This is a genomic window from Methylobacterium thuringiense, assembly GCF_022179645.1.
Taxonomy (GTDB): Bacteria; Pseudomonadota; Alphaproteobacteria; order Rhizobiales; family Beijerinckiaceae; genus Methylobacterium; species Methylobacterium thuringiense.
In genome coordinates, this window is the sequence record NZ_BPRA01000003.1 from 128,542 (window position 1) to 147,174 (window position 18,633).

General features: G+C 67.4%; 15 protein-coding genes. 7 read left to right on the forward strand and 8 right to left on the reverse strand.

Features of this window, described 5'->3' with window-relative positions; genetic code table 11:
- Positions 1-196: 196 nt before the first annotated feature.
- Together MFF07_RS03940 and MFF07_RS03945 are read right to left on the reverse strand one after the other, a co-directional pair.
- Positions 197-691 (reverse strand): CinA family protein, encoded by a 495-nt coding sequence (locus tag MFF07_RS03940; protein ID WP_238230738.1) that lies wholly within the window; start codon positions 689-691, stop codon positions 197-199.
- Positions 688-1,983 carry a bifunctional 2-C-methyl-D-erythritol 4-phosphate cytidylyltransferase/2-C-methyl-D-erythritol 2,4-cyclodiphosphate synthase gene (locus tag MFF07_RS03945; protein WP_147813597.1) on the reverse strand — a complete coding sequence of 432 codons (1,296 nt, stop codon included), beginning with the start codon at positions 1,981-1,983 and terminating at the stop codon, positions 688-690. The genes MFF07_RS03940 and MFF07_RS03945 overlap by 4 nt, the downstream gene beginning before the upstream one ends.
- Before the next feature lie 115 nt (positions 1,984-2,098).
- On the opposite strand from MFF07_RS03945, the gene dusB reads away from it, so the two are divergent.
- The 7 genes from dusB (at position 2,099) to hflX (ending at position 11,649) form a co-directional block, all read left to right on the forward strand.
- A complete protein-coding gene (dusB, locus tag MFF07_RS03950; protein WP_147813599.1) occupies positions 2,099-3,133 on the forward strand; it encodes a tRNA dihydrouridine synthase DusB in 1,035 nt (344 codons plus the stop codon).
- A 5-nt stretch (positions 3,134-3,138) separates the two neighbouring features.
- The gene (locus tag MFF07_RS03955; RefSeq protein WP_238230741.1) at positions 3,139-4,272 is read left to right on the forward strand and encodes a two-component system sensor histidine kinase NtrB; all 1,134 of its coding nucleotides are present in this window, start codon (positions 3,139-3,141) and stop codon (positions 4,270-4,272) included.
- Between the two features lie 23 nt (positions 4,273-4,295).
- Positions 4,296-5,753: a nitrogen regulation protein NR(I) gene (gene ntrC, locus MFF07_RS03960; RefSeq protein ID WP_147813603.1), complete on the forward strand. Its 1,458-nt coding sequence runs from the start codon at positions 4,296-4,298 to the stop codon at positions 5,751-5,753.
- Between the two features lie 102 nt (positions 5,754-5,855).
- The gene (locus tag MFF07_RS03965; protein WP_147813605.1) at positions 5,856-8,216 is read left to right on the forward strand and encodes a sensor histidine kinase NtrY-like; all 2,361 of its coding nucleotides are present in this window, start codon (positions 5,856-5,858) and stop codon (positions 8,214-8,216) included.
- Positions 8,213-9,583, forward strand: coding sequence for a nitrogen assimilation response regulator NtrX (ntrX, locus tag MFF07_RS03970; protein ID WP_147813607.1), 1,371 nt, complete (start codon positions 8,213-8,215; stop codon positions 9,581-9,583). Before MFF07_RS03965 ends, ntrX begins: the two co-directional genes overlap by 4 nt.
- A 318-nt stretch (positions 9,584-9,901) precedes the next feature.
- Entirely contained in the window at positions 9,902-10,159 is a 258-nt protein-coding gene (gene hfq / locus MFF07_RS03975; RefSeq protein ID WP_147080744.1) for an RNA chaperone Hfq, read from the forward strand.
- A gap of 95 nt (positions 10,160-10,254) precedes the next feature.
- Positions 10,255-11,649, forward strand: a complete 1,395-nt coding sequence (gene hflX, locus MFF07_RS03980) for a GTPase HflX (protein ID WP_147813609.1) — start codon at positions 10,255-10,257, stop codon at positions 11,647-11,649.
- A 183-nt stretch (positions 11,650-11,832) separates the two neighbouring features.
- Here the strand turns inward: hflX and MFF07_RS03985 are convergent, their stop codons facing one another.
- From MFF07_RS03985 to copM, 6 genes are all read right to left on the reverse strand, one after another.
- A complete protein-coding gene (locus tag MFF07_RS03985; RefSeq protein ID WP_147813611.1) occupies positions 11,833-13,401 on the reverse strand; it encodes a SulP family inorganic anion transporter in 1,569 nt (522 codons plus the stop codon).
- Positions 13,402-13,416: 15 nt separating this feature from the next.
- On the reverse strand, positions 13,417-14,124 hold the full coding sequence (locus MFF07_RS03990; protein WP_147813613.1) for a carbonic anhydrase: 708 nt from the start codon (positions 14,122-14,124) through the stop codon (positions 13,417-13,419).
- A gap of 761 nt (positions 14,125-14,885) precedes the next feature.
- Positions 14,886-15,926, reverse strand: coding sequence for an alpha/beta fold hydrolase (locus MFF07_RS03995; protein WP_147813615.1), 1,041 nt, complete (start codon positions 15,924-15,926; stop codon positions 14,886-14,888).
- 146 nt (positions 15,927-16,072) lie between these two features.
- Positions 16,073-16,900 carry a methyltransferase domain-containing protein gene (locus tag MFF07_RS04000; RefSeq protein ID WP_147813617.1) on the reverse strand — a complete coding sequence of 276 codons (828 nt, stop codon included), beginning with the start codon at positions 16,898-16,900 and terminating at the stop codon, positions 16,073-16,075.
- 398 nt (positions 16,901-17,298) lie between these two features.
- Entirely contained in the window at positions 17,299-17,766 is a 468-nt protein-coding gene (locus tag MFF07_RS04005) for a c-type cytochrome, methanol metabolism-related (protein ID WP_238230826.1), read from the reverse strand.
- 464 nt (positions 17,767-18,230) lie between these two features.
- Entirely contained in the window at positions 18,231-18,617 is a 387-nt protein-coding gene (copM, locus tag MFF07_RS04010; protein WP_147813619.1) for a CopM family metallochaperone, read from the reverse strand.
- Between the last annotated feature and the right edge of the window lie 16 nt (positions 18,618-18,633).

An 18,633-nucleotide genomic window follows, 5' to 3' on the forward strand; every position in this document is an offset into this window, starting at 1 on the left:
TAGAGTATATTTCATAGTACGTAATGTATTGAAAAATAAAAATCGCGGCTATTCGGGTCGATCGATAGATGCACTGCCGTTCAGAACGTGCAAAGTATCCGAACGCCGATGTGCGCCAGCGCACCGGTCCCCGTGCGATCGGCCGGGACGGTGCTCACTTCGATCGTGCCATTCAGTCCAGCAAATCGGTTGCCGATCAGGCCAGCGCGCCTTCGAGAAGCCCGAGCGCATCCTCGACGGCGCGGCGCCGGATGTCGCCGCGATCGAGTGAGCCGTAGCGCCGCTCCAGATGCCGTGTCTGCGTGCCTGTCCGGCCAAGGCCGAAATGCACGAGCCCGACAGGCTTGTCAGGAGAGCCGCCATCGGGGCCGGCGATTCCGGTGATCGAGACCGCGACGTCGGCCTGTGAATGCGCGAGCGCGCCCTCGGCCATGGCGCGGGCGGTCTGCTCGCTGACGGCGCCATGCGCGGCGAGAATCGCCGTCGAGACGCCCAGCATCTCGGCCTTCGCCTCGTTCGAATAGGTGACGAAGCCGCGCTCCACGACCTTCGACGATCCTGAAATCGCCGTGAGCAGCGCGGCAACGAGGCCGCCGGTGCAGGATTCCGCCGTCGCGATCTTTTTGCCCGCCGCCGTGTAGGCCTTCACCAGCGCCTCGGCACGGGCGAGGAGCGCGGCGTCTTCGATCACGACTGGCGGGCGGCCTGCTCCGCCTCGGCGTCGAGTTCGGCGCAGATTTCCGGCAGGCGCACGCTGGCGGCGGCCTGTGCGGCGAGGCCCTCGGCGCGGCCGACGAAGCCGAGCGTTTCCGTGGTGGTCGCCTTGATCGAGACGCAGCCGACCGGGATGCCGGCGATCTCGGCGACGCGGGCGCGGATCGCCTCACGGTGCGCGCCGATGCGCGGGGCCTCGGCCAGTACAGTGATGTCGAGATGGTCGATCCGGCCGCCTCGGGCGCGCACCAGTTCGACGGCGTGCGCCAGGAACTGGTCGGAGGCCGCGCCCCGCCACTTCTCGTCGCTCGGCGGGAAATGCGTGCCGATGTCGCCGTCGGCGATGGTGCCGAGCAGCGCGTCGGTGAGCGCATGCAGCACCACGTCACCGTCGGAATGCGCGATCACGCCGCGATCCGCCGGGATCTTGATCCCGCCGAGCCAGACATGGTCGCCCGGTCCGAACTTGTGGACGTCGAAGCCGGTGGCGAGGTGGGAGACGAGGGTTGTCATGGCTGATGCAGATACCGCGTCGGCGCGTTCCGAGAAAGTGCGGTCGGCGTCGATCAGGTCGCTCGGTTGCGTGATCTTGCGGTTGGCGGCGTCGCCCTCGAACACCACCACCGCAAGCCCGGCCCATTCGGCGAGCGCGCCGTCGTCGGTGAAGCCGTCGCGGTTTTCCGCCACGGCACGGCGATGCGCGTCGACCAGCGTCGCATAGACGAAGGCCTGCGGCGTCTGCACGGCGCGCAGCGATTCGCGGGCCGGCGTCTCGTGGACGCGGCCGATGCCGGGGGCGATCGGCTGGACCAGCTTGATCGTGTCGGAGACCGCCACGCCCGGCACCGCCGCGCCATGGGCGCGGCCGGCCGCGATGGCGCGGTCGATCAGGTCCGTCGCCACGTAGGGGCGGGCGGCGTCGTGGACGAGCACGAGGTCCGGCGCCTCTCCGCAGGCCAGGGCTTCGAGGCCGGCACGGACGGATTGCTGGCGGGTCGCCCCGCCATCGACGGGCGCCAATAGCTTTCGGCCGAGGTCCGGTTCGAGATCGGCAAGGCACTCGCGAAAGAAGTCGGCGGCGTCGGGCGCGATCACAGGCTGGATGCGGTCGATGCCGGGATGGCTTGCCAGGGCGGCCAGAGTCCGCGTCAGGACGGCCCGTCCACCAACTCGGCGATACTGCTTCGGCAGGTCGCCGCCGATGCGCAGGCCCTTGCCGGCCGCGACGACCACCGCTGCGGTCAGGGGCCTTGCGGCGGACTCGGACATCGGGGGCCTCTGCGACATCATGGCGAAGTCGGCTGCGCTCATAATCGGTGCCCAAGGTGAAGGCAAACCGAGGTAGCGCTTGCATCCGAGCGCATTTGTCTATTTGTTGTGCAGAATGACGGCTGACCATTATTTGAGCGTTCTCGGCGGAATGAAGGCGGGGCCGGGCATGGCACCGCCGGTCCTGCTGGCGCCGCTGTCGGGCGTGACCGATCTGCACATGCGCCGGATTGCCCGCCGCGCCGGCGCGAGCGCCGTGGTCTCCGAGATGGTCGCCGCCGCCGAACTCGCCCGCGGCGACGCCGAATCGCAGGTCCGCGCGGAGGGCGCGGGCGTGTCGCCGCACATCGTCCAGCTCGCGGGCTGCGCACCGGAGCCGATGGCGCGGGCGGCCGAGATCGCCGTCGCGAACGGCGCCGACGTGATCGACGTGAACATGGGCTGCCCGGCCAAGACGGTTACCGGCGGCGCGGCGGGCTCGGCCCTGATGCGCGACCTCGACAACGCCGCCCGCCTCCTCGGCGCCGTGCGCGACGCGGTCGCCGTACCCGTCACCGTCAAGATGCGCCTCGGCTGGGATCATGCGACCGTTAACGCCGCCCTACTGGCGCAACGGGCCGAGGGCCTCGGCCTGAACGGCGTCACCGTCCATGGCCGCACCCGGCAGCAATTCTACAAGGGCAGCGCGGACTGGTCGGCGATCCGCGCCGTGGTCCAGGCGGTGCGCATCCCCGTCATCGCCAACGGCGACGTCGCGAGCCTCGACGACGCCCGCGCCTGTCTCGCCGCCTCGGGGGCGGCCGGCGTGATGATCGGCCGGGCGGCGCTCGGCCGGCCCTGGCTGGTGGGTGCCATCGCAGCGGGCCTCGGGGGGCAACCGGTGGCCGATCTCTCGCGGGAGCAGCGCGCGGAGACGGCCTGCGAGCACTACCGAGGGCTGATCGCGCTCTATGGCGCAGCGATGGGCGTGCGGCACGCCCGCAAGCATCTCGCGGCCTATGTCGACCATGCCGGGCCGGGCGCACTCGGCCAGCCCGACCGCACGCGCCTGCTCACGACGAGCGACCCGGCGGAAGCCCTCGCGCTGCTGCGCCGGGCGTTTCTCGACCCCGCCGACGGCGTCCTCGAATCCCTCGGCGAGGCTGCGTAGTCGCGATGACTAGCGAGAGCAGCGCCTTTCCCATCGGAAGCCTCACGCCGGAGGCGATCATCAACGCTCTGCCTCTGCCGGTCCTCACCATCGGCACCGACGAGCGCATCCTCCACGCCAATCACGCCGCCGAGAACTTCTTCGACGCGTCGGTCCGGCTGATGAAGCGCGGCCGGCTGCGCGACATCTTCCCGTTCGCCTCGCCGATCGTGGCGATCGTCGCCGAGGTGCGGAACCGACGCTCCAGCGTCAGCGAGTACCGGGTCGAGCTGATCCAGCCGCGCACGGGCTTGGAGCGCAGTGTCGACGTGTTCGCGACGCATCTCGGCGACGGCGGCGACAACGTGGTGCTGATGCTCCAGGAGCGCACCATCGCCGACAAGATGAACCGCCAGCTCACCCATCGCGGCGCCGCCCGCTCGATGGTGGCCCTCGGCGCCATGCTCGCCCACGAGATCAAGAACCCGCTCGCCGGCATCCGCGGCGCCGCGCAGCTGCTCGAACAGTCCGGCGTGGAGGAGGACCGCGTCCTCACCCAGCTGATCTGCGACGAATCCGACCGGATCGTGCGCATCGTCGAGCGCATGGAGCTCTTTGGCGAGGAGCGTCCCGTCGAGCGCGGGCCGGTCAACGTGCATGGCGTGCTCGACCAGGTGAAGCGCTCGGCCCAGTCCGGCTTCGGCCGTCACATCCGCTTCGTCGAAAACTACGATCCCTCGCTGCCGCCGGTCCTCGGCAGCCGCGACCAGCTCGTCCAGGTGATCCTGAACCTCGTGAAGAACGCCGCGGAGGCGATCGGTGCCGATTCTGTCGAGGGCGAGATCACCCTGTCGACCGCCTTCCGCACCGGTCTGCGCCTGCAGGTGCCGGGCTCGCGCGAGCGCGTCAGCCTACCGATCGAGGTGGCCGTGCGCGACAACGGGCCGGGCATCTCCGCGGAACTGCTTCCCGACCTGTTCGACCCCTTCGTGACGACGAAGGCGCAGGGATCGGGCCTGGGTCTTGCATTGGTGGCGAAAATCGTCGGCGACCATGGCGGTATCGTCGAATGCGATCCCGTTCCCCGCCGCACTGCCTTCCGCATCCTTCTGCCCATGTCCAGCGCCCGGGACGGGCGTGCCTCGGCGGTGGAGCCGTGAGTTCGGAGCCCGAGTAAACCGATATGCCGAACGGCAACATCATCGTCGCGGACGACGACGCAGCGATCCGGACCGTGCTCAACCAGGCATTGTCCCGGGCCGGCTACGAGGTCCGCTCCACGGGCAATTGCGCGACGCTGTGGCGTTGGGTGGCCCAGGGCGAGGGCGATCTCGTCATCACCGACGTGGTGATGCCGGACGAGAACGTGTTCGACCTGCTGCCCCGCATCAAGCGGGTGCGGCCCGATCTGCCGATCATCGTGATGAGCGCGCAGAACACCTTCATGACCGCCATCCGCGCCTCGGAGCGCGGAGCTTACGAGTATCTGCCCAAACCCTTCGATCTGAAGGAGCTGACGGCGATCGTCGGCCGCGCGCTTTCCCGGCCGCGCGGCACGCCGGCGCCGGGTGCCGGGCCGGAGAACGACGACATCCCCCTCGTCGGGCGCTCGCCCGCGATGCAGGAGATCTACCGGGCCCTCGCCCGGCTGATGCCCACCGACCTCACGGTGATGATCACCGGCGAATCGGGGACCGGCAAGGAACTCGTCGCCCGGGCGCTGCACGATTACGGCCGCCGCCGGGCCGGCCCCTTCGTGCCGGTCAACATGGCGGCGATCCCGCGCGACCTGATCGAATCGGAACTGTTCGGCCACGAGAAGGGCGCCTTCACCGGCGCGCTGACCCGCTCGGCCGGCCGCTTCGAGCAGGCTGAGGGCGGTACGCTCTTCCTCGACGAGATCGGCGACATGCCGATGGAGGCGCAGACCCGGCTGCTCCGCGTGCTGCAGCAGGGCGAGTACACCACCGTCGGCGGGCGGGTACCGATCAAGACCAACGTCCGCATCATCGCCGCGACCAACAAGGACCTGCGCGTCTCGATCCAGCAGGGCATCTTCCGCGAGGACCTGTTCTTCCGCATCAACGTCGTGCCGTTGCGGCTGCCGGCACTCCGCGAGCGCTCGGAAGACGTGCCCGATCTGATCCGGCACTTCTTCGTCCTCGTCGAGCGCGAGGGCCTGAGCCGCAAGCAGCTCGACGGCGAGGCCATGGAGCGCCTGAAGCGCTACCGCTGGCCCGGCAACGTGCGCGAGCTCGAAAACCTCGTCCGGCGCCTCGCCGCCCTCTATCCGCAGGAGACCATCACCGGCCCGGTGATCGAGGCCGAACTCGACACCCTGCCGCTGGCCCAGCCGCAATCGCTGAACGGGAGCGCCCGCAAGGTCGGCGACAACGAGACGCTTTCGGGCGCGGTCGAGCGGCACATGTCCGAGTACTTCTCCGGCTACAAGGACAGCCTGCCGCCGCCCGGCCTGTATCACCGCATCCTGCGCGAGATCGAAGGCCCGCTGATCGGCGCTGCGCTCGCCGCCACGCGCGGCAACCAGATCCGCGCGGCCGAACTGCTCGGCGTGAACCGCAACACGCTGCGGAAGAAGGTGCGCGATCTCGACCTGCAGGTGTTCCGCACCTCGCGCTAACCCGCAGGGCGGGTAGGGCCACCGTGGCCGTTTGATCGATCGGGCGGCAATTCGGCCCGATTCGTATTAATTTCGCCACACTGTTGTGGCCCTGCATCAGCCATGCCGCTGACGCAATGGATCAGGAAAACCTCCGCCTCCGATGCGGATACCGGCCGGGCCGCGGCGCCGTCCTCGGCGCCCCGCGGACCGGGCTGGATCGGCGCGGCCGTGGTCGCCACGGCCCTCGTCTCGGCCAGCGTCACCTTCATGATGCTCGCAGGGCTGATCAAGGTGACGCCGAAGCCCGCCACCGGCGTGGCATTGCTCGCCATCAACGCCGCCCTCGTCCTCGGCCTCGTCGTCGTCATCGCCTGGGAGGCGCGAGTCTTCCTGCATGCCCGCAAGGCCCATGCGGCGGTGGCGCGCCTGCATTCGCGCATCGTAGGCCTGTTCAGCCTGATCGCGATCCTGCCGACCATCCTGCTCGCCGTCGTCGCCTCGATCACCATCGATCGCGGGCTGTCCCTCGGCTTCACCGACCGGGTCCGGGACGTGGTGCTGAAATCCGTCGAGGTCGCCGACGCCTACCAGGAGAACCAGTGCCAGTCGCTGGCGCGCGAGATCCGCATCCTCACCGACGATCTGACCCGCGCCCGCCCGCAATTCGACGTGAACCGCGAGTGGTTCGAGAGCTTCATGACGACGCGCGCCCAGGCGCTCGGCCTGCCGATCGCCAAGATCATGCGCGGGCCGAACGACGTGGTCGCCCGCGCCCAGATCGACATCCTCAAGCAGACGCGCCTGCCCTCGGCAGCGGCCTTCGAGGACGCGGCGAAATCGAGCGATCCGATCTGCCTGCTGCCGAACGAGGGCCGGGTCTTCGCCGCCCTGCTGCGGATGCCGGCCTACGACAACGCGGTGCTCCTCGTGCAGCGCGAGGTCAGTCAGCTCGCCATCGACTTCCCCGGCGTCTCGCGCGCGGCGGCGGCCGAATACCTCACCTACGATTCGCTCAAGCGCTCGATCCAGATCGCCTTCGCCTCGGTCTTCCTGCTGATCGCGCTGATCACCCTGCTCTCGGCGGTCTGGTTCGGGCTCAGCTTCGCCAACCGCTTCGTCGAGCCGATCCGCCGCCTGATCAACGCCGCCGACCAAGTCGCCTCGGGCAACTTCTACGCGCAGGTGCCTGCCCGCAGGGACGACGGCGATCTCGGCCATCTCGGCGATAGCTTCAACAAGATGACACAGGAACTCCGCCGCCAGCATGACGGGCTGACCGCCGCGAGCGAGCTGATCGACCGCCGCCGGCGCTTCACCGAGGCCGTGCTGTCGGGCGTCTCGCCGGGGGTGATCGGCGTCGACGCGGGCGGGGTCATCACCATCGCCAACCCCTCCGTCGAGCGTACCCTCGGCCTGACCTCCGGCGAACTTGTCGGCGTGCCGCTGACCCAGGCCGTGCCGGAACTGGCGGCGCTCTTGCCGGAGGAGGGCGGCGCCCGCGAGGGCCGCCAGCGCGCGCTCCAGAAGCAGATCCAGCTCCAGCGCAACGGCCGCGAGCGCACCATCGCGGTGCGGGTCACGAGCGAGCAGGCTCAGGGCGGGGCACGCGGCTACGTCGTGACCCTCGACGACATCACCGATCTGGTCTCGGCCCAGCGAACCTCCGCCTGGGCCGACGTGGCGCGCCGCATCGCCCACGAGATCAAGAACCCGCTGACCCCGATCCAGCTCTCGGCCGAGCGCATCCGGCGCAAGTACGGAAAGGTGATCGTCGAGGACAAAGAGATCTTCGACCAGTGCACGGCGACGATCGTGCGCCAGGTCGACGAGATCAAGCGCATGGTCGACGAGTTCTCGTCCTTCGCCCGGATGCCGAAGCCGGCTATCGCCCGGCAGGATCTCACCGAGATCGCCAAGCAGAACCTCTTCATGATGCGCGTCGCGCATCCCGACTTCGATTTCCCGTTCTCGGTGGACGGCGTCGGCGAGGAGGAACGGATCGAGGCGGCCTTCGATATCCGGCTCCTGTCCCAGGCGCTGACCAACATCCTCAAGAACGCCGTCGAGGCGGTCCAGGCCGTCCCCGAGGACGTGCTGACGGCGGATGGCGGCCAGGGCCGGGTGCGCCTGAGGCTGCTCGTCGAACAGGACTTCGCGGTGATCGAAGTCACCGACAACGGAAAAGGCTTTCCCGCCGAGGGACGCCAGCGCCTGCTCGAGCCCTATATGACGACCCGCGAAGGGGGGACGGGCCTCGGCTTGGCCATCGTCAGCAAGGTTCTGGAAGAGCATGGCGGCGGGATCGAGTTGAACGACAATCCCGACGGACGGGGCGGTCAGGTCCGCATGAAGGTGCCGCGCGATGTCTCGCGTGATGCCGTCACCGATGCGGCGGCCGCGTCCGTGCGGGCTCCTCACAACAACACTGGCAGGGAGGGCGCCGTCTCAAGTGCGCCCCGCGTCGCGGAGATGCAGTCATGAGCGCCGATATCCTGATCGTCGACGACGAGGCCGACATTCGCGACCTCGTCTCCGGCATCCTCGACGACGAGGGCCACCGCACCCGGACCGCCTCCGGTTCGGACGAGGCGCTCGCCTCGATCGAGAGCCGTAGGCCGCACCTCGTCTTCCTCGACATCTGGCTGCAGGGCTCGCGCCTCGACGGCCTGCAGGTGCTCGACCTGATCAAGGCCGGCCATCCCGACCTGCCGGTGGTGATGATCTCGGGCCATGGCAACATCGAGACCGCGGTCGCGGCGATCAAGTCGGGCGCCTACGACTTCATCGAGAAGCCGTTCAAGGCCGACCGGCTGATTCTCGTTGCCGAGCGCGCGTTGGAGACCTCGCGGCTGCGGCGCGAGGTGCGCGACCTCAAGACTCGTGGCGGCCAGACGAACCGCATCGTCGGGGCCTCGGTCGCCGTGAACCAGCTGCGCCAGACCGTCGACCGTGTCGCGCCGACCAATGCCCGCGTGATGATCTCCGGCGCGCCGGGCTCTGGCAAGGAACTCGCCGCCCGGACCCTGCACACCACGTCGGCCCGCGCCAGCGGCCCCTTCGTGGTGATCAACGCGGCCACCATCACACCCGATACGATGGAGGCGGAGCTATTCGGCGTGGAGGCCGGCGAGGGCCGCACCCGCAGGGTCGGCGCGCTGGAGGAAGCGCATGGCGGCTCGCTCTACATCGACGAAGTCGCCGACATGCCCAAGGAGACGCAGAGCCGGATCCTGCGCGTTCTCGTCGACCAGAACTTCCAGCGGGTCGGCGGCACGACGCGCGTGCATGTCGACGTGCGCATCATCTCGTCCTCGTCGCGCGATCTGGCCGAAGAGATCGCCGGCGGACGGTTTCGCGAGGACCTGTTCCACCGGCTCTCCGTGGTGCCGATCCGCGTGCCGTCCCTCGCCGAGCGCCGCGAGGACGTGCCGGAACTGATCACCTTCTTCATGGAGCAGATCTCGGGCGCCACCGGCCTGCCGCGCCGCCGGATCGCCGAGGATGCGATGGCGGTTCTTCAATCGCACGACTGGCCCGGCAACGTTCGGCAGCTGCGCAACAACGTCGAACGGCTGATGATCCTGACCAAGACGGATCCGGAGCAGGAGGTCACCTCGGAGATGCTTCCCACCGAGGTCGGCGCGTTGGTGCCGACCACGCCGACGGGGGCGGGCGGCGAGAAGCTGATGAGCCTGGCCCTGCGTGAGGCGCGCGAGATCTTCGAACGCGAGTATCTGATCGCTCAGATCGCCCGATTCTCCGGAAACATCTCCCGGACCGCAGAGTTCATCGGTATGGAGCGCTCGGCGCTGCACCGGAAGCTGAAATCCCTCGGAATCGGCCCCTGAACGTCTGATCGTTCCGGATCCGTATCCGATCCGATTGCATCGGGCCTGCGGCTCCAAGGTTCTGTCTCGACGCGCTTTTTGCCGGCCGATTGCGACTGCCTGGTCGGAAGGTGCACTGGACCGGACCACCTTGCTGTGGACCGGTCCAAGAAGAAGCCTTCCGCTGCGCAAGCCTCTTGCGTCGCCGAAGGCTTCGCCGTGTAATGGAGAGGGCTTGCGGAGTCAGACCCGAATGTCGGCTGTGGACGGTCCGACGCGCGTCGCCAACCAAGAGAACCCACCCGAGTGGCGGGCACGAATCAAAAAAGGATAAGAAAAATGGCGGGCGAGCGTGCACAGAACCTTCAGGACACGTTTCTCAACCATGTTCGCAAGAACAAGATCCCGCTCACGATCTTCCTCGTCAACGGCGTCAAGCTTCAGGGCGTGGTAACCTGGTTCGACAATTTTTGTGTGCTTCTGCGCCGTGATGGACATTCGCAGCTCGTCTACAAGCACGCGATCTCGACCATCATGCCCGGCCATCCCGTACAGTTGTTCGAGCCGGACGAGGCTGCGCCCGCCGAGAAGGTTTGACGCCTTTTCTCGCGCAGCTTGAGGTTGCGCCGAGCGAACCCCGTGCGAAACGGCAGCGGCATCACGATATGTCGTCGTGATGCCAAGAGGATTTCATGACTGAGACGCTGACCCCCGCCGAAGATCGGCTGCGGCGTCACGCCGCGCCCGAAGGCGACATCGCGGCCGCGACCCGCACATTGGTCGTCGGACCCTATCTGACCCGCGCCGCCGAGCGATCGGCGAGTAGCGGCGAGACCCCGCGCTCGATCGAGGCGCGCCTCGACGAAGCCACCGGCCTCGCGGCGGCGATCGAGCTCGACGTGACGCAGGCGATCAGCGTCCAGATCCAGCGCATCCGGCCCTCGACGTATCTCGGCAAGGGCCGGGTCGAGGAGATCGCCGGGCTGATCGCGGCGGAAGAGATCGGCCTCGTCGTCGCCGATTGCGCGCTCTCGCCGGTGCAGCAGCGCAACCTCGAGAAGGCCTGGGGCGCCAAGGTCATCGACCGTACCGGCCTGATCCTCGAGATTTTCGGCCGCCGCGCCTCGACCCGCGAGGGCACGCTGCAGGTCGAGCACGCCCACCTGTCCTACCAGAAGAGCCGGCTCGTGCGGTCTTGGACCCACCTGGAGCGGCAGCGCGGCGGCTTCGGCTTCCTCGGCGGCCCCGGCGAGACCCAGATCGAGGCCGACCGCCGCCAGATCCAGGAGCGCATGACCAAGATCGAGCGCGATCTCGATTCGGTGACCCGGACCCGCGGCCTGCACCGCACCAGCCGGGCGCGGGTGCCGTACCCGATCGTGGCACTGGTCGGCTACACCAATGCCGGCAAGTCGACGCTGTTCAACGCGCTGACCAAAGCGGACGTGAAGGCGCAGGACATGCTGTTCGCGACCCTCGACCCGACGGCCCGCGCCACCAAGCTCCCGCACGGCGAGACGGTGATCCTGTCCGACACCGTCGGATTCATCTCCGACCTGCCGACCTCGCTGATCGCCGCCTTTCGCGCCACACTGGAGGACGTGATCGAGGCCGACATCCTGCTGCATGTCCGCGACGTCTCGCACGGCGACACGGAAGCGCAGCGCGAGGACGTCGACACGGTGCTGCGCGAACTCGGCATCGAGGCGAATGCCGACCGCATCATCGAGGTCTGGAACAAGGCCGACCTGCTGCACGAGGGCGAGCGCACCCGGCTCGCCAATCTTGGCAATCAGAGCGGCAGCGCAGCCCCCGTGCTGGTCTCGGCGCTGACCGGGGAGGGGCTCGACGCACTCTCCTCCCGCATCGAGAAGCGCATCGCTACCGCCCGCTCGACCTTCGCGGTGAAGCTCGGGCCGGAGGAGGGGGCGGCGCTAAACTGGCTCTACGAAAATGCCGAGGTGCTCGATCGCAAGTCGGAGGAGGGCGGCGCGATGCATCTCGCCATCCGCATCGCGCCGGAGAAGGAGCCGCGCTTCCTCAACCGCTTCGAAGGCGCGCGTCGCATCCGCAGCGCCACTCGGTAGAACGAGCTTCGACATCGAAAAAGGCCGGCGCGGTGATCCCACGCCGGCCTTTTGCGTGTCTGCGTCCGGTCAGAGCAGGCTGCGAAAAAGTGGTAACGTTTTTTTCGCGCGAAGCCTGCTGTCAACTTTTGGATCGATCACGTTTTCTGCGTTCTGATCGATTCGATCAAAACGCAGCGCGATCTAGTGCGCTGCAGCGGGATGAAGTGCTGCCGTCAGCTTCTCGCGCAGGCTGGCCGAGCCGCCGACGACCTCGAAGGTCGTTCCGGCCTTGGCCCGGCGCGAGGCCCAGTCCTGGATCATCTCCAGGCAGGTATGGTCGACATGGCCCAGCTTGTCCGCGGAGACGCGGACGGTGCCGCCCACCGGCGTCAGCTCCAGCGCCTCGTTCAGGTGCGGCAGCTGCAGGAAGGTCGCAGACCCCGAGAGTCGGACCTCCGGGACGGCCGCGAGGCCGCCCTCGGGCTGGAAGGCCGTCGCGGCGCCGCCCTCGATCTTGAGCAGGCCCTTCTGGAGCAGGTGCGGAACCACCTGGATCAGGCTGAGGCCGAGGCCGACGAGCACGCCGGTGAGGAGGTCGGTGCCGACCACGGTCAGCATGGTAACCAGCCAGATCGCCGCGGTCGCGATGCCGTGGCGCCGGTGAAGGTGGAAGGCGTGCTCGATGCTGATGAGGCGCACGCCGGTGACGACGAGGATGCCGGCGAGCGCCGCCGTCGGCACCAGCTCCAGCGCCCAGGGCAGCGCCATCAGGAAGGCCAGGATCCAGGCGCCGTGCATCACGGCGGAGGCGCGGCTCACGGCGCCGGCCTGGACGTTGGCCGAGGAGCGCACGATCACGCCGGTCATCGGCAGGCCGCCGGCGAGGCCGCACAGCATGTTGCCGATGCCCTGCGCGCCGAGCTCCCGGTTGTACTGGGTGCGCGGGCCGTCATGCATCCGGTCGACCGCCGCCGCCGAGAGCAGGCTCTCGGCGCTGGCGATGATGGCGAGGGTGAGCGCCATGACGATCATGGTCGGCTCCGAGAGCCGGCCCCAATCGCCGGTGGCCGGCAGCGCCAGCGTCGAGAGGATCGCATCCGGCACGTCGACATGCTTGACGGCAAGGCCGGCGACGGCGCTGACGACGGTGCCTGCGACCACGCCGACGAGCGCGCCCGGCAGCATCTTCAGCCGGGCCGGCCGGATCTTCTCCCAGCCGAGCATGCCGACGATGGTCGAGAGGCCGACGATCACCGCGCCGGTCTTGTTGCCCTCGCCCTGCACGAAGTCGAAGAAGGCGGCCGGGATGGCGACGAGGTTGTCGAGGCCGCTCGCCTGCGGCAGCGCGTCGGTGAGCACGTGGATCTGCCCGAGCACGATCAGCACGCCGATGCCGGCGAGCATGCCGTGCACGACGGCCGGCGAGATCGCCCGGAACCAGCCGCCGACGCGGAGCGCCCCGGCGAGGATCTGGATCGCGCCGGCCACCACCAGCACGGGGCCGAGCATGCCGATGCCGTGCTCGCGCACGAACTCGAAGACGATGACCGCGAGGCCGGCGGCGGGGCCGCTGACCTGGAGCGGCGAACCCGCGAGCATGCCGACGATGAGGCCGCCGATGATGCCCGTGATCAGTCCGCGCTCGGGCGGGACGCCCGAGGCGATGGCGATACCCATGCACAGTGGCAGCGCCACCAGGAACACGACGAAGGAGGCGGGCAGGTCCCGCGACAGGGAGGCGGGCAGGAACCGCGAGAGGGACTGTGGCATGGGGTTGGTTGGACCTTATTCGGCCGCGACCGACATCGCTCGCGCGAATTCGGGGGCGGCGACCCTCACGGAAGGAGCCTGCGCGACCTTGATCTGGATGTTCTCCTCGATCGAAACGAAGCCTCCCTCCTCGCCGTCATAGGCAAGGACGGTGCCCTTCTCGATCTCGAAGAACCAGCCGTGGAGGCGCAACTGACCTCTGGCGAGGCCCGAGGCGACGCTCGGATGCGTGCGCAGGTTGCTGAGCTGGACGACGACGTTCTCCAGCGCCAGGGCGCGGTGACGGTCCTTCGGGTCCATGTCGGCGGGATAGGCCTCGCAGACGATCCGGCTGGCCGCCTGGCTGTGCTTCAGCCACGCCGCGACGTTCGGCATCTTCTCGAGGGCCTCGGGCATCATCAGCCCCTTCATCGCGCCGCAATCGGAATGGCCGCAGATGACGATGTCGCGCACGCCGAGCGCCACGACGGCGTACTCGATCGCCGAGGAGACACCGCCGTTATGCTGCGAGTACGGGGGCACGATGTTGCCGGCGTTGCGGCAGACGAAGAGGTCGCCGGGGCCGGATTGGGTGATGTGCTCGGGGGAGACGCGGGAATCGGCGCAGGCGATGATCAGGGCGCTCGGGTTCTGGCCGTCGCGGACGAGTTGCTCATAGACCTTCTGCTGTCCGGGAAATATATTTCCGCGGAAATTCGAGATGCCCTGAATGATATTGTCCACGAATGACCTCGTCGTCTCGAATGGGAGGCTCGGTACGCTGCAGAGGCAATACTCGTGTGAGATGACGGATTGATTGCAGTCAGAAAGATGCTTCGGAACTCACATGATCGGCATGCCGACCAAGAATCTGACTGGAACGATCGGGCGGCGGCCCCATTCCATACTGCGGCTATTCTTGGACGCGCGCATCTCGCGCTACATTCATCCCGGGGCAGCGATTGTGTCGCACGCTCCGGTCTGCGTTGCCGCCGGGGCGAGGACCGTCGGCGGGCGCTGCCCGTCCGATTGCGCTCGTCTCGAGAGTGGTGACGTTTCGATCAGGCGTCCATGACTGTCGCTATCCCGGCACGAAGTCTTTCAGCGCGCTCCATCCTATAGCGATGTAAACACCAAACTTAAGTGCGTTTTCGCACTTGTATATACTTGAGGTTTAATCCCGGGGAACTTTCAGCAATGTGCGTGATCGCACATCTCTGCAGTGTGGTGCAGATTTTCAGGGATGATTTTCGGAGAGCGGCCACGGAATGCGGAGAGGCGCGTATCGCTCAAGTTGCGTCGGCCGCCGTCACCTCCACAGGCCGTCATGGATGGTCGCGACTGCTCGCACCCTGTCCGACCCAACGGACCGGTCGAAGCGAGCGCTCTGCTCAGCTCTGCAGGGAGAAACCGGAGACAGTGCCGGAACGCCCGATCCCGCGTGACGCCGACCTCGACGTGGACGGCAGGATGGCGCCTGCGATCACCGTGGTGTTCGGATACGACTAAGCTGCACGCTCACGCGGCGTCGTCTTATCAGTCGTTTCGGTCTCTCTCCGATCTTGAGCTTCCAGCCATCGAACCGCGAGCTGGGCGGCCTTGGCATCGACCAGCAGATCCCAGTGCCCTCCGGGGCCGACTTCGGGAAGCTCCGCGTGAGGCGCGACGACCGCGAACGCTCCGGCGTAGTGGCGCTGCGAGAAGCATTCGTCGTCCGAGCAGGCCAGGACCAGCACCGGCTTGTCGGCGGGGAGCGGCCGGGCGTTCGCCGACCAACGGTCCGGTCCGAAAGCCAGGAGCGTGCTGAACGACCAGCTCGGCACGTAGCGCGGATCGCCCGCCGCCTCGATGTTGAAGTCGACGACGGTGCTGCCGTTGAAGCGGGTGATGCCGAGGACGTTCGCCAGCGTCAGGAGCCGCAGGACGCCGATGCGCAGACGGACCCAGCCGCCGAAATGCGGACGATCCACCTCGGAGCCGAAACCCAGGAACGGCGCCAGGAACAGGTACGACGACACGAGGTCCGCGGCCGGGCTGCGCGCGAAGGCCAGGACGATTCCGCCGCCGGCGGAATGGCCGCCCAAGGTGACCTGGGGCCGATCGTGGGTGGCATGAAGGTGACGGACGAAGGCGACGACATCGCCGATCATCTGGCCCTGGTCGTCGATGGCGTGCCCGCGCGGGCCGCTCGACCGGCCGTGCCCACGCATGTCGAGGGTATAGACATGGGCGGCGTTGCGGCGGACGATTCGCACGGCCATCTCGTGGGCCAGGTCACAGAAGCAGCCCGAGCCGTGAATCAGAACGAGCACGCGTTTGCTGTCGGCCGCCGCGTAATGACGGAAGCCGAGGCTGGCCGAGGGAACCGGGAAGGTCTGCGCCGGCGGAAGGTCCGACCAGTCGGAGGCGGCGATCCGCGCGAAGCTCGATCGTTCGAGGATTGGCGCCGCCGTCCGCGTGAATGCGCCGATCGCCCGGATGTAGCTGCCCAGCGACCTCCAATGGATCCCCGGTCTGTCGCAGGCCGGTACTGCGGCTTTGATCATCCGAAGGCCCAGCTGAAGTCGCTTTAGGGTCGCCGGCCCGATTCCATCCGGCCGACGAGCCTAAAGTCTGTTCTGGCGCGCCTTCTTTCGACCAACCGGCATCCACTCGATCGGAAAGCGCTCGAGCCTGGGCTATCTGACGGAGATTAAACCTTCGTTCCCGCAACCGTCATAATTGACATCCCGCCGACGAAACGGCCGGTGCGACCGCGCTCCTCGAGTTCCGCGACCCATTCCGTCGCCTTTTCCTTCGTCACGGCTCCGCTCTCCACCAGGCGGCGCACGATGCCGGCAAAGTCCAGGATCTTGCCGACGATTCCGGGTTCGAAGGCCGTGACGGGGCTGACCGTCAGGGTGACGTCGACGAGGCCCGCATCCTTGAACAGCGCAACGAGATCCCGCGCCAGGAACGGCGAGGTGCAGGTCTGCGCGATTTCGTGGACGACGCGTTGCGCGAGTTCCGGATCGGAGCTCGACATCCAGCAGCCCGGCATGTCGGGCTCGCTGACGACGACACGGCCGCCCGGCTTGGTGGCCCGAACCATCTCGGCCAAGGTTTGCGTTGCATCGGGAACATGGATAAGGACGCGGTCGGCCCGCACGGCATCGAAGCGTCCTTCCGCCGCCGTCATGCCGTCCGCGCTGCCGAAGGCGAAACTCAAGCCCGGAATATTGCCGTACCGCGCCCGCGCCTGCGCCAGCATCGTCTCGCTCAAGTCGAAACCCGTCACGCTGCCGGAGGGTTGGACCAGCGCGATCAGACGGCCTGCATCGTCGCCCGCTCCGCAGCCGATGTCGGCGACGGACGCGCCGGGAACGAGCCTCAGCAGCGCGAAGGCAATCTGCTTGTAGTCCTGGAAAGCCGGCAACGCCTGCATCTCGTCGAGTTTGGCGACGAAATGTTCGGAATCCGCAGAATCGACGTCGGCAAAATCACCCAGGCTTCGGGATTGCTGCGAAAGCACATCATGCATGGCGGCGCCCTTATGGTATCGAGATAGCTACTACTATGCCGTGTATTGTGCGTCTTCGTTTTTACGGCGCCATTTAAGATTGCTCATTCCAAATACGTAGTCGAGGTTAAACCGACGATTAACCATGATTAAATTTTACTGTGTATTTGGGGATGCGATGCCAAGGTCTCCGTCGACTGCTCCATCCTGAAGAGGTGCGCGACGGCATCGGCATGACGACGCGTCGTGCGAGTCCCTTCCGAACGTGGACGTTCGGGATCAGTGCCGGGCGTCGGATTTCGAGCGATGTCGTGGATCGGGCGCGTCGTGGACGGCCGCAGCAGCGCGGGCGAAACGGTGACGACGTCGAGCGAAGCAGGCCGGCATCCGAGGCCGGCCCGCCCGCCGTCGCTTCCCAATCAGCTGCCGAGGCAGCCCTTCTCGGCTTCCGCGATGGCGCCGGGCTTGTCCTCGTGGCCCCCCGGACGCGTGCGGCCCCAGGCGTCGTCGGCGCGGGCCTTCAGGTAGACGTAGAGATCGTCGACGTAGCAGGCCACGTTCTTGTTGCCGCCGAACGCCGGCATGACCTTGTTCTCGGAGGCGTTCACGTCCTGCTTGCCGCCCATCACCGTCTCCTGGAACTTGTCGTAGGTGAGGGTCTTCAGGGAGTCGGCGAGGGCCGGCGCGTAGGTCGAGCCGGCGCCGTCCGGACCGTGACAGGTGTGGCACTCGGCGTGATAGCGGCGGTAGCCGGAATAGGTCAGCCAATCGACCTTCTTGCCCTCTTCCGAGATGTTGTAGGTCGGGTGGCCGTCGGCATCGAGATACTTGCCGTCCTCGCTCTTGGCCGGCTTCTTCGGCTCCGCATTCGCCGCGCCCGTCGCCAGTCCCGACGCCGCCGCGAAGGCTGCGAGGAAAGCGAGTTTCCGCAATTGTCCGGGATGTCCGTGTCTCAAGGCGTTCTCCCTGTTCTGGCGACACGTCTTCGCAGAGACGGCATCGATTCCGATCACCGTGGCTGGGACTGTCGCTCCAAGGCCGTGGCGTTCGGCCGCACAGGGAAACTCATGAGATCCGCATAAGGATGCAGCGTAAAGTCGAATTTGAGAAATTCTAGTCTATCTGTCAGGTATGATACACCTGTTTTGCGCTGCGTTCATTGCAGCGCAACTTCAGAGTTTTCGATCGGAACAGGTTCGCGTCAGTCCCAGGATTTTGCAGTGCAGCTATAGGCTCGCGGGGTCGCCTGACCATCCAATGTCGCGGCAGTTCGGGTCGGGCTCCCGGCCCCGGTGCCGACTTCGACCGGGGTGCGCGAGCAACCGATGACGGCGGCTCGCACTCCGGGCGATCACTGAGCGGCGGAGGACTGCCGGCGCTTTAGAAAAGCCTGCATCTGCGCGATCTCGACGTTCTGCGCCTTGATGATCTCTTCGGCGAGCTTGCGGATCTCCGGATCCTTCGAATGCGCCAACGCGACCTTCGCCATGGCGACGGCGCCCCTGTGATGCGGAATCATCCCGCGCACAAAGTCGAGATCGACGTCGCCAGAATAGCTGATGGTCATGTCCCGGTGCATCTGTGCGTCGGCCGCGCGGAATTCCCTGGTGGCCGCCGTATCGGTGGCCTTAGCCTCGGGCATGGCGTGGTCGTGATGATGCGCCCCCTCTGCGAGGGCCGTCGCGGCGGCGAAGCCCGAGGCGAGGAGGAGGGCGGCGGCGAGGGCGGCTTTGCGCATGCGGGTTCTCGTCGGG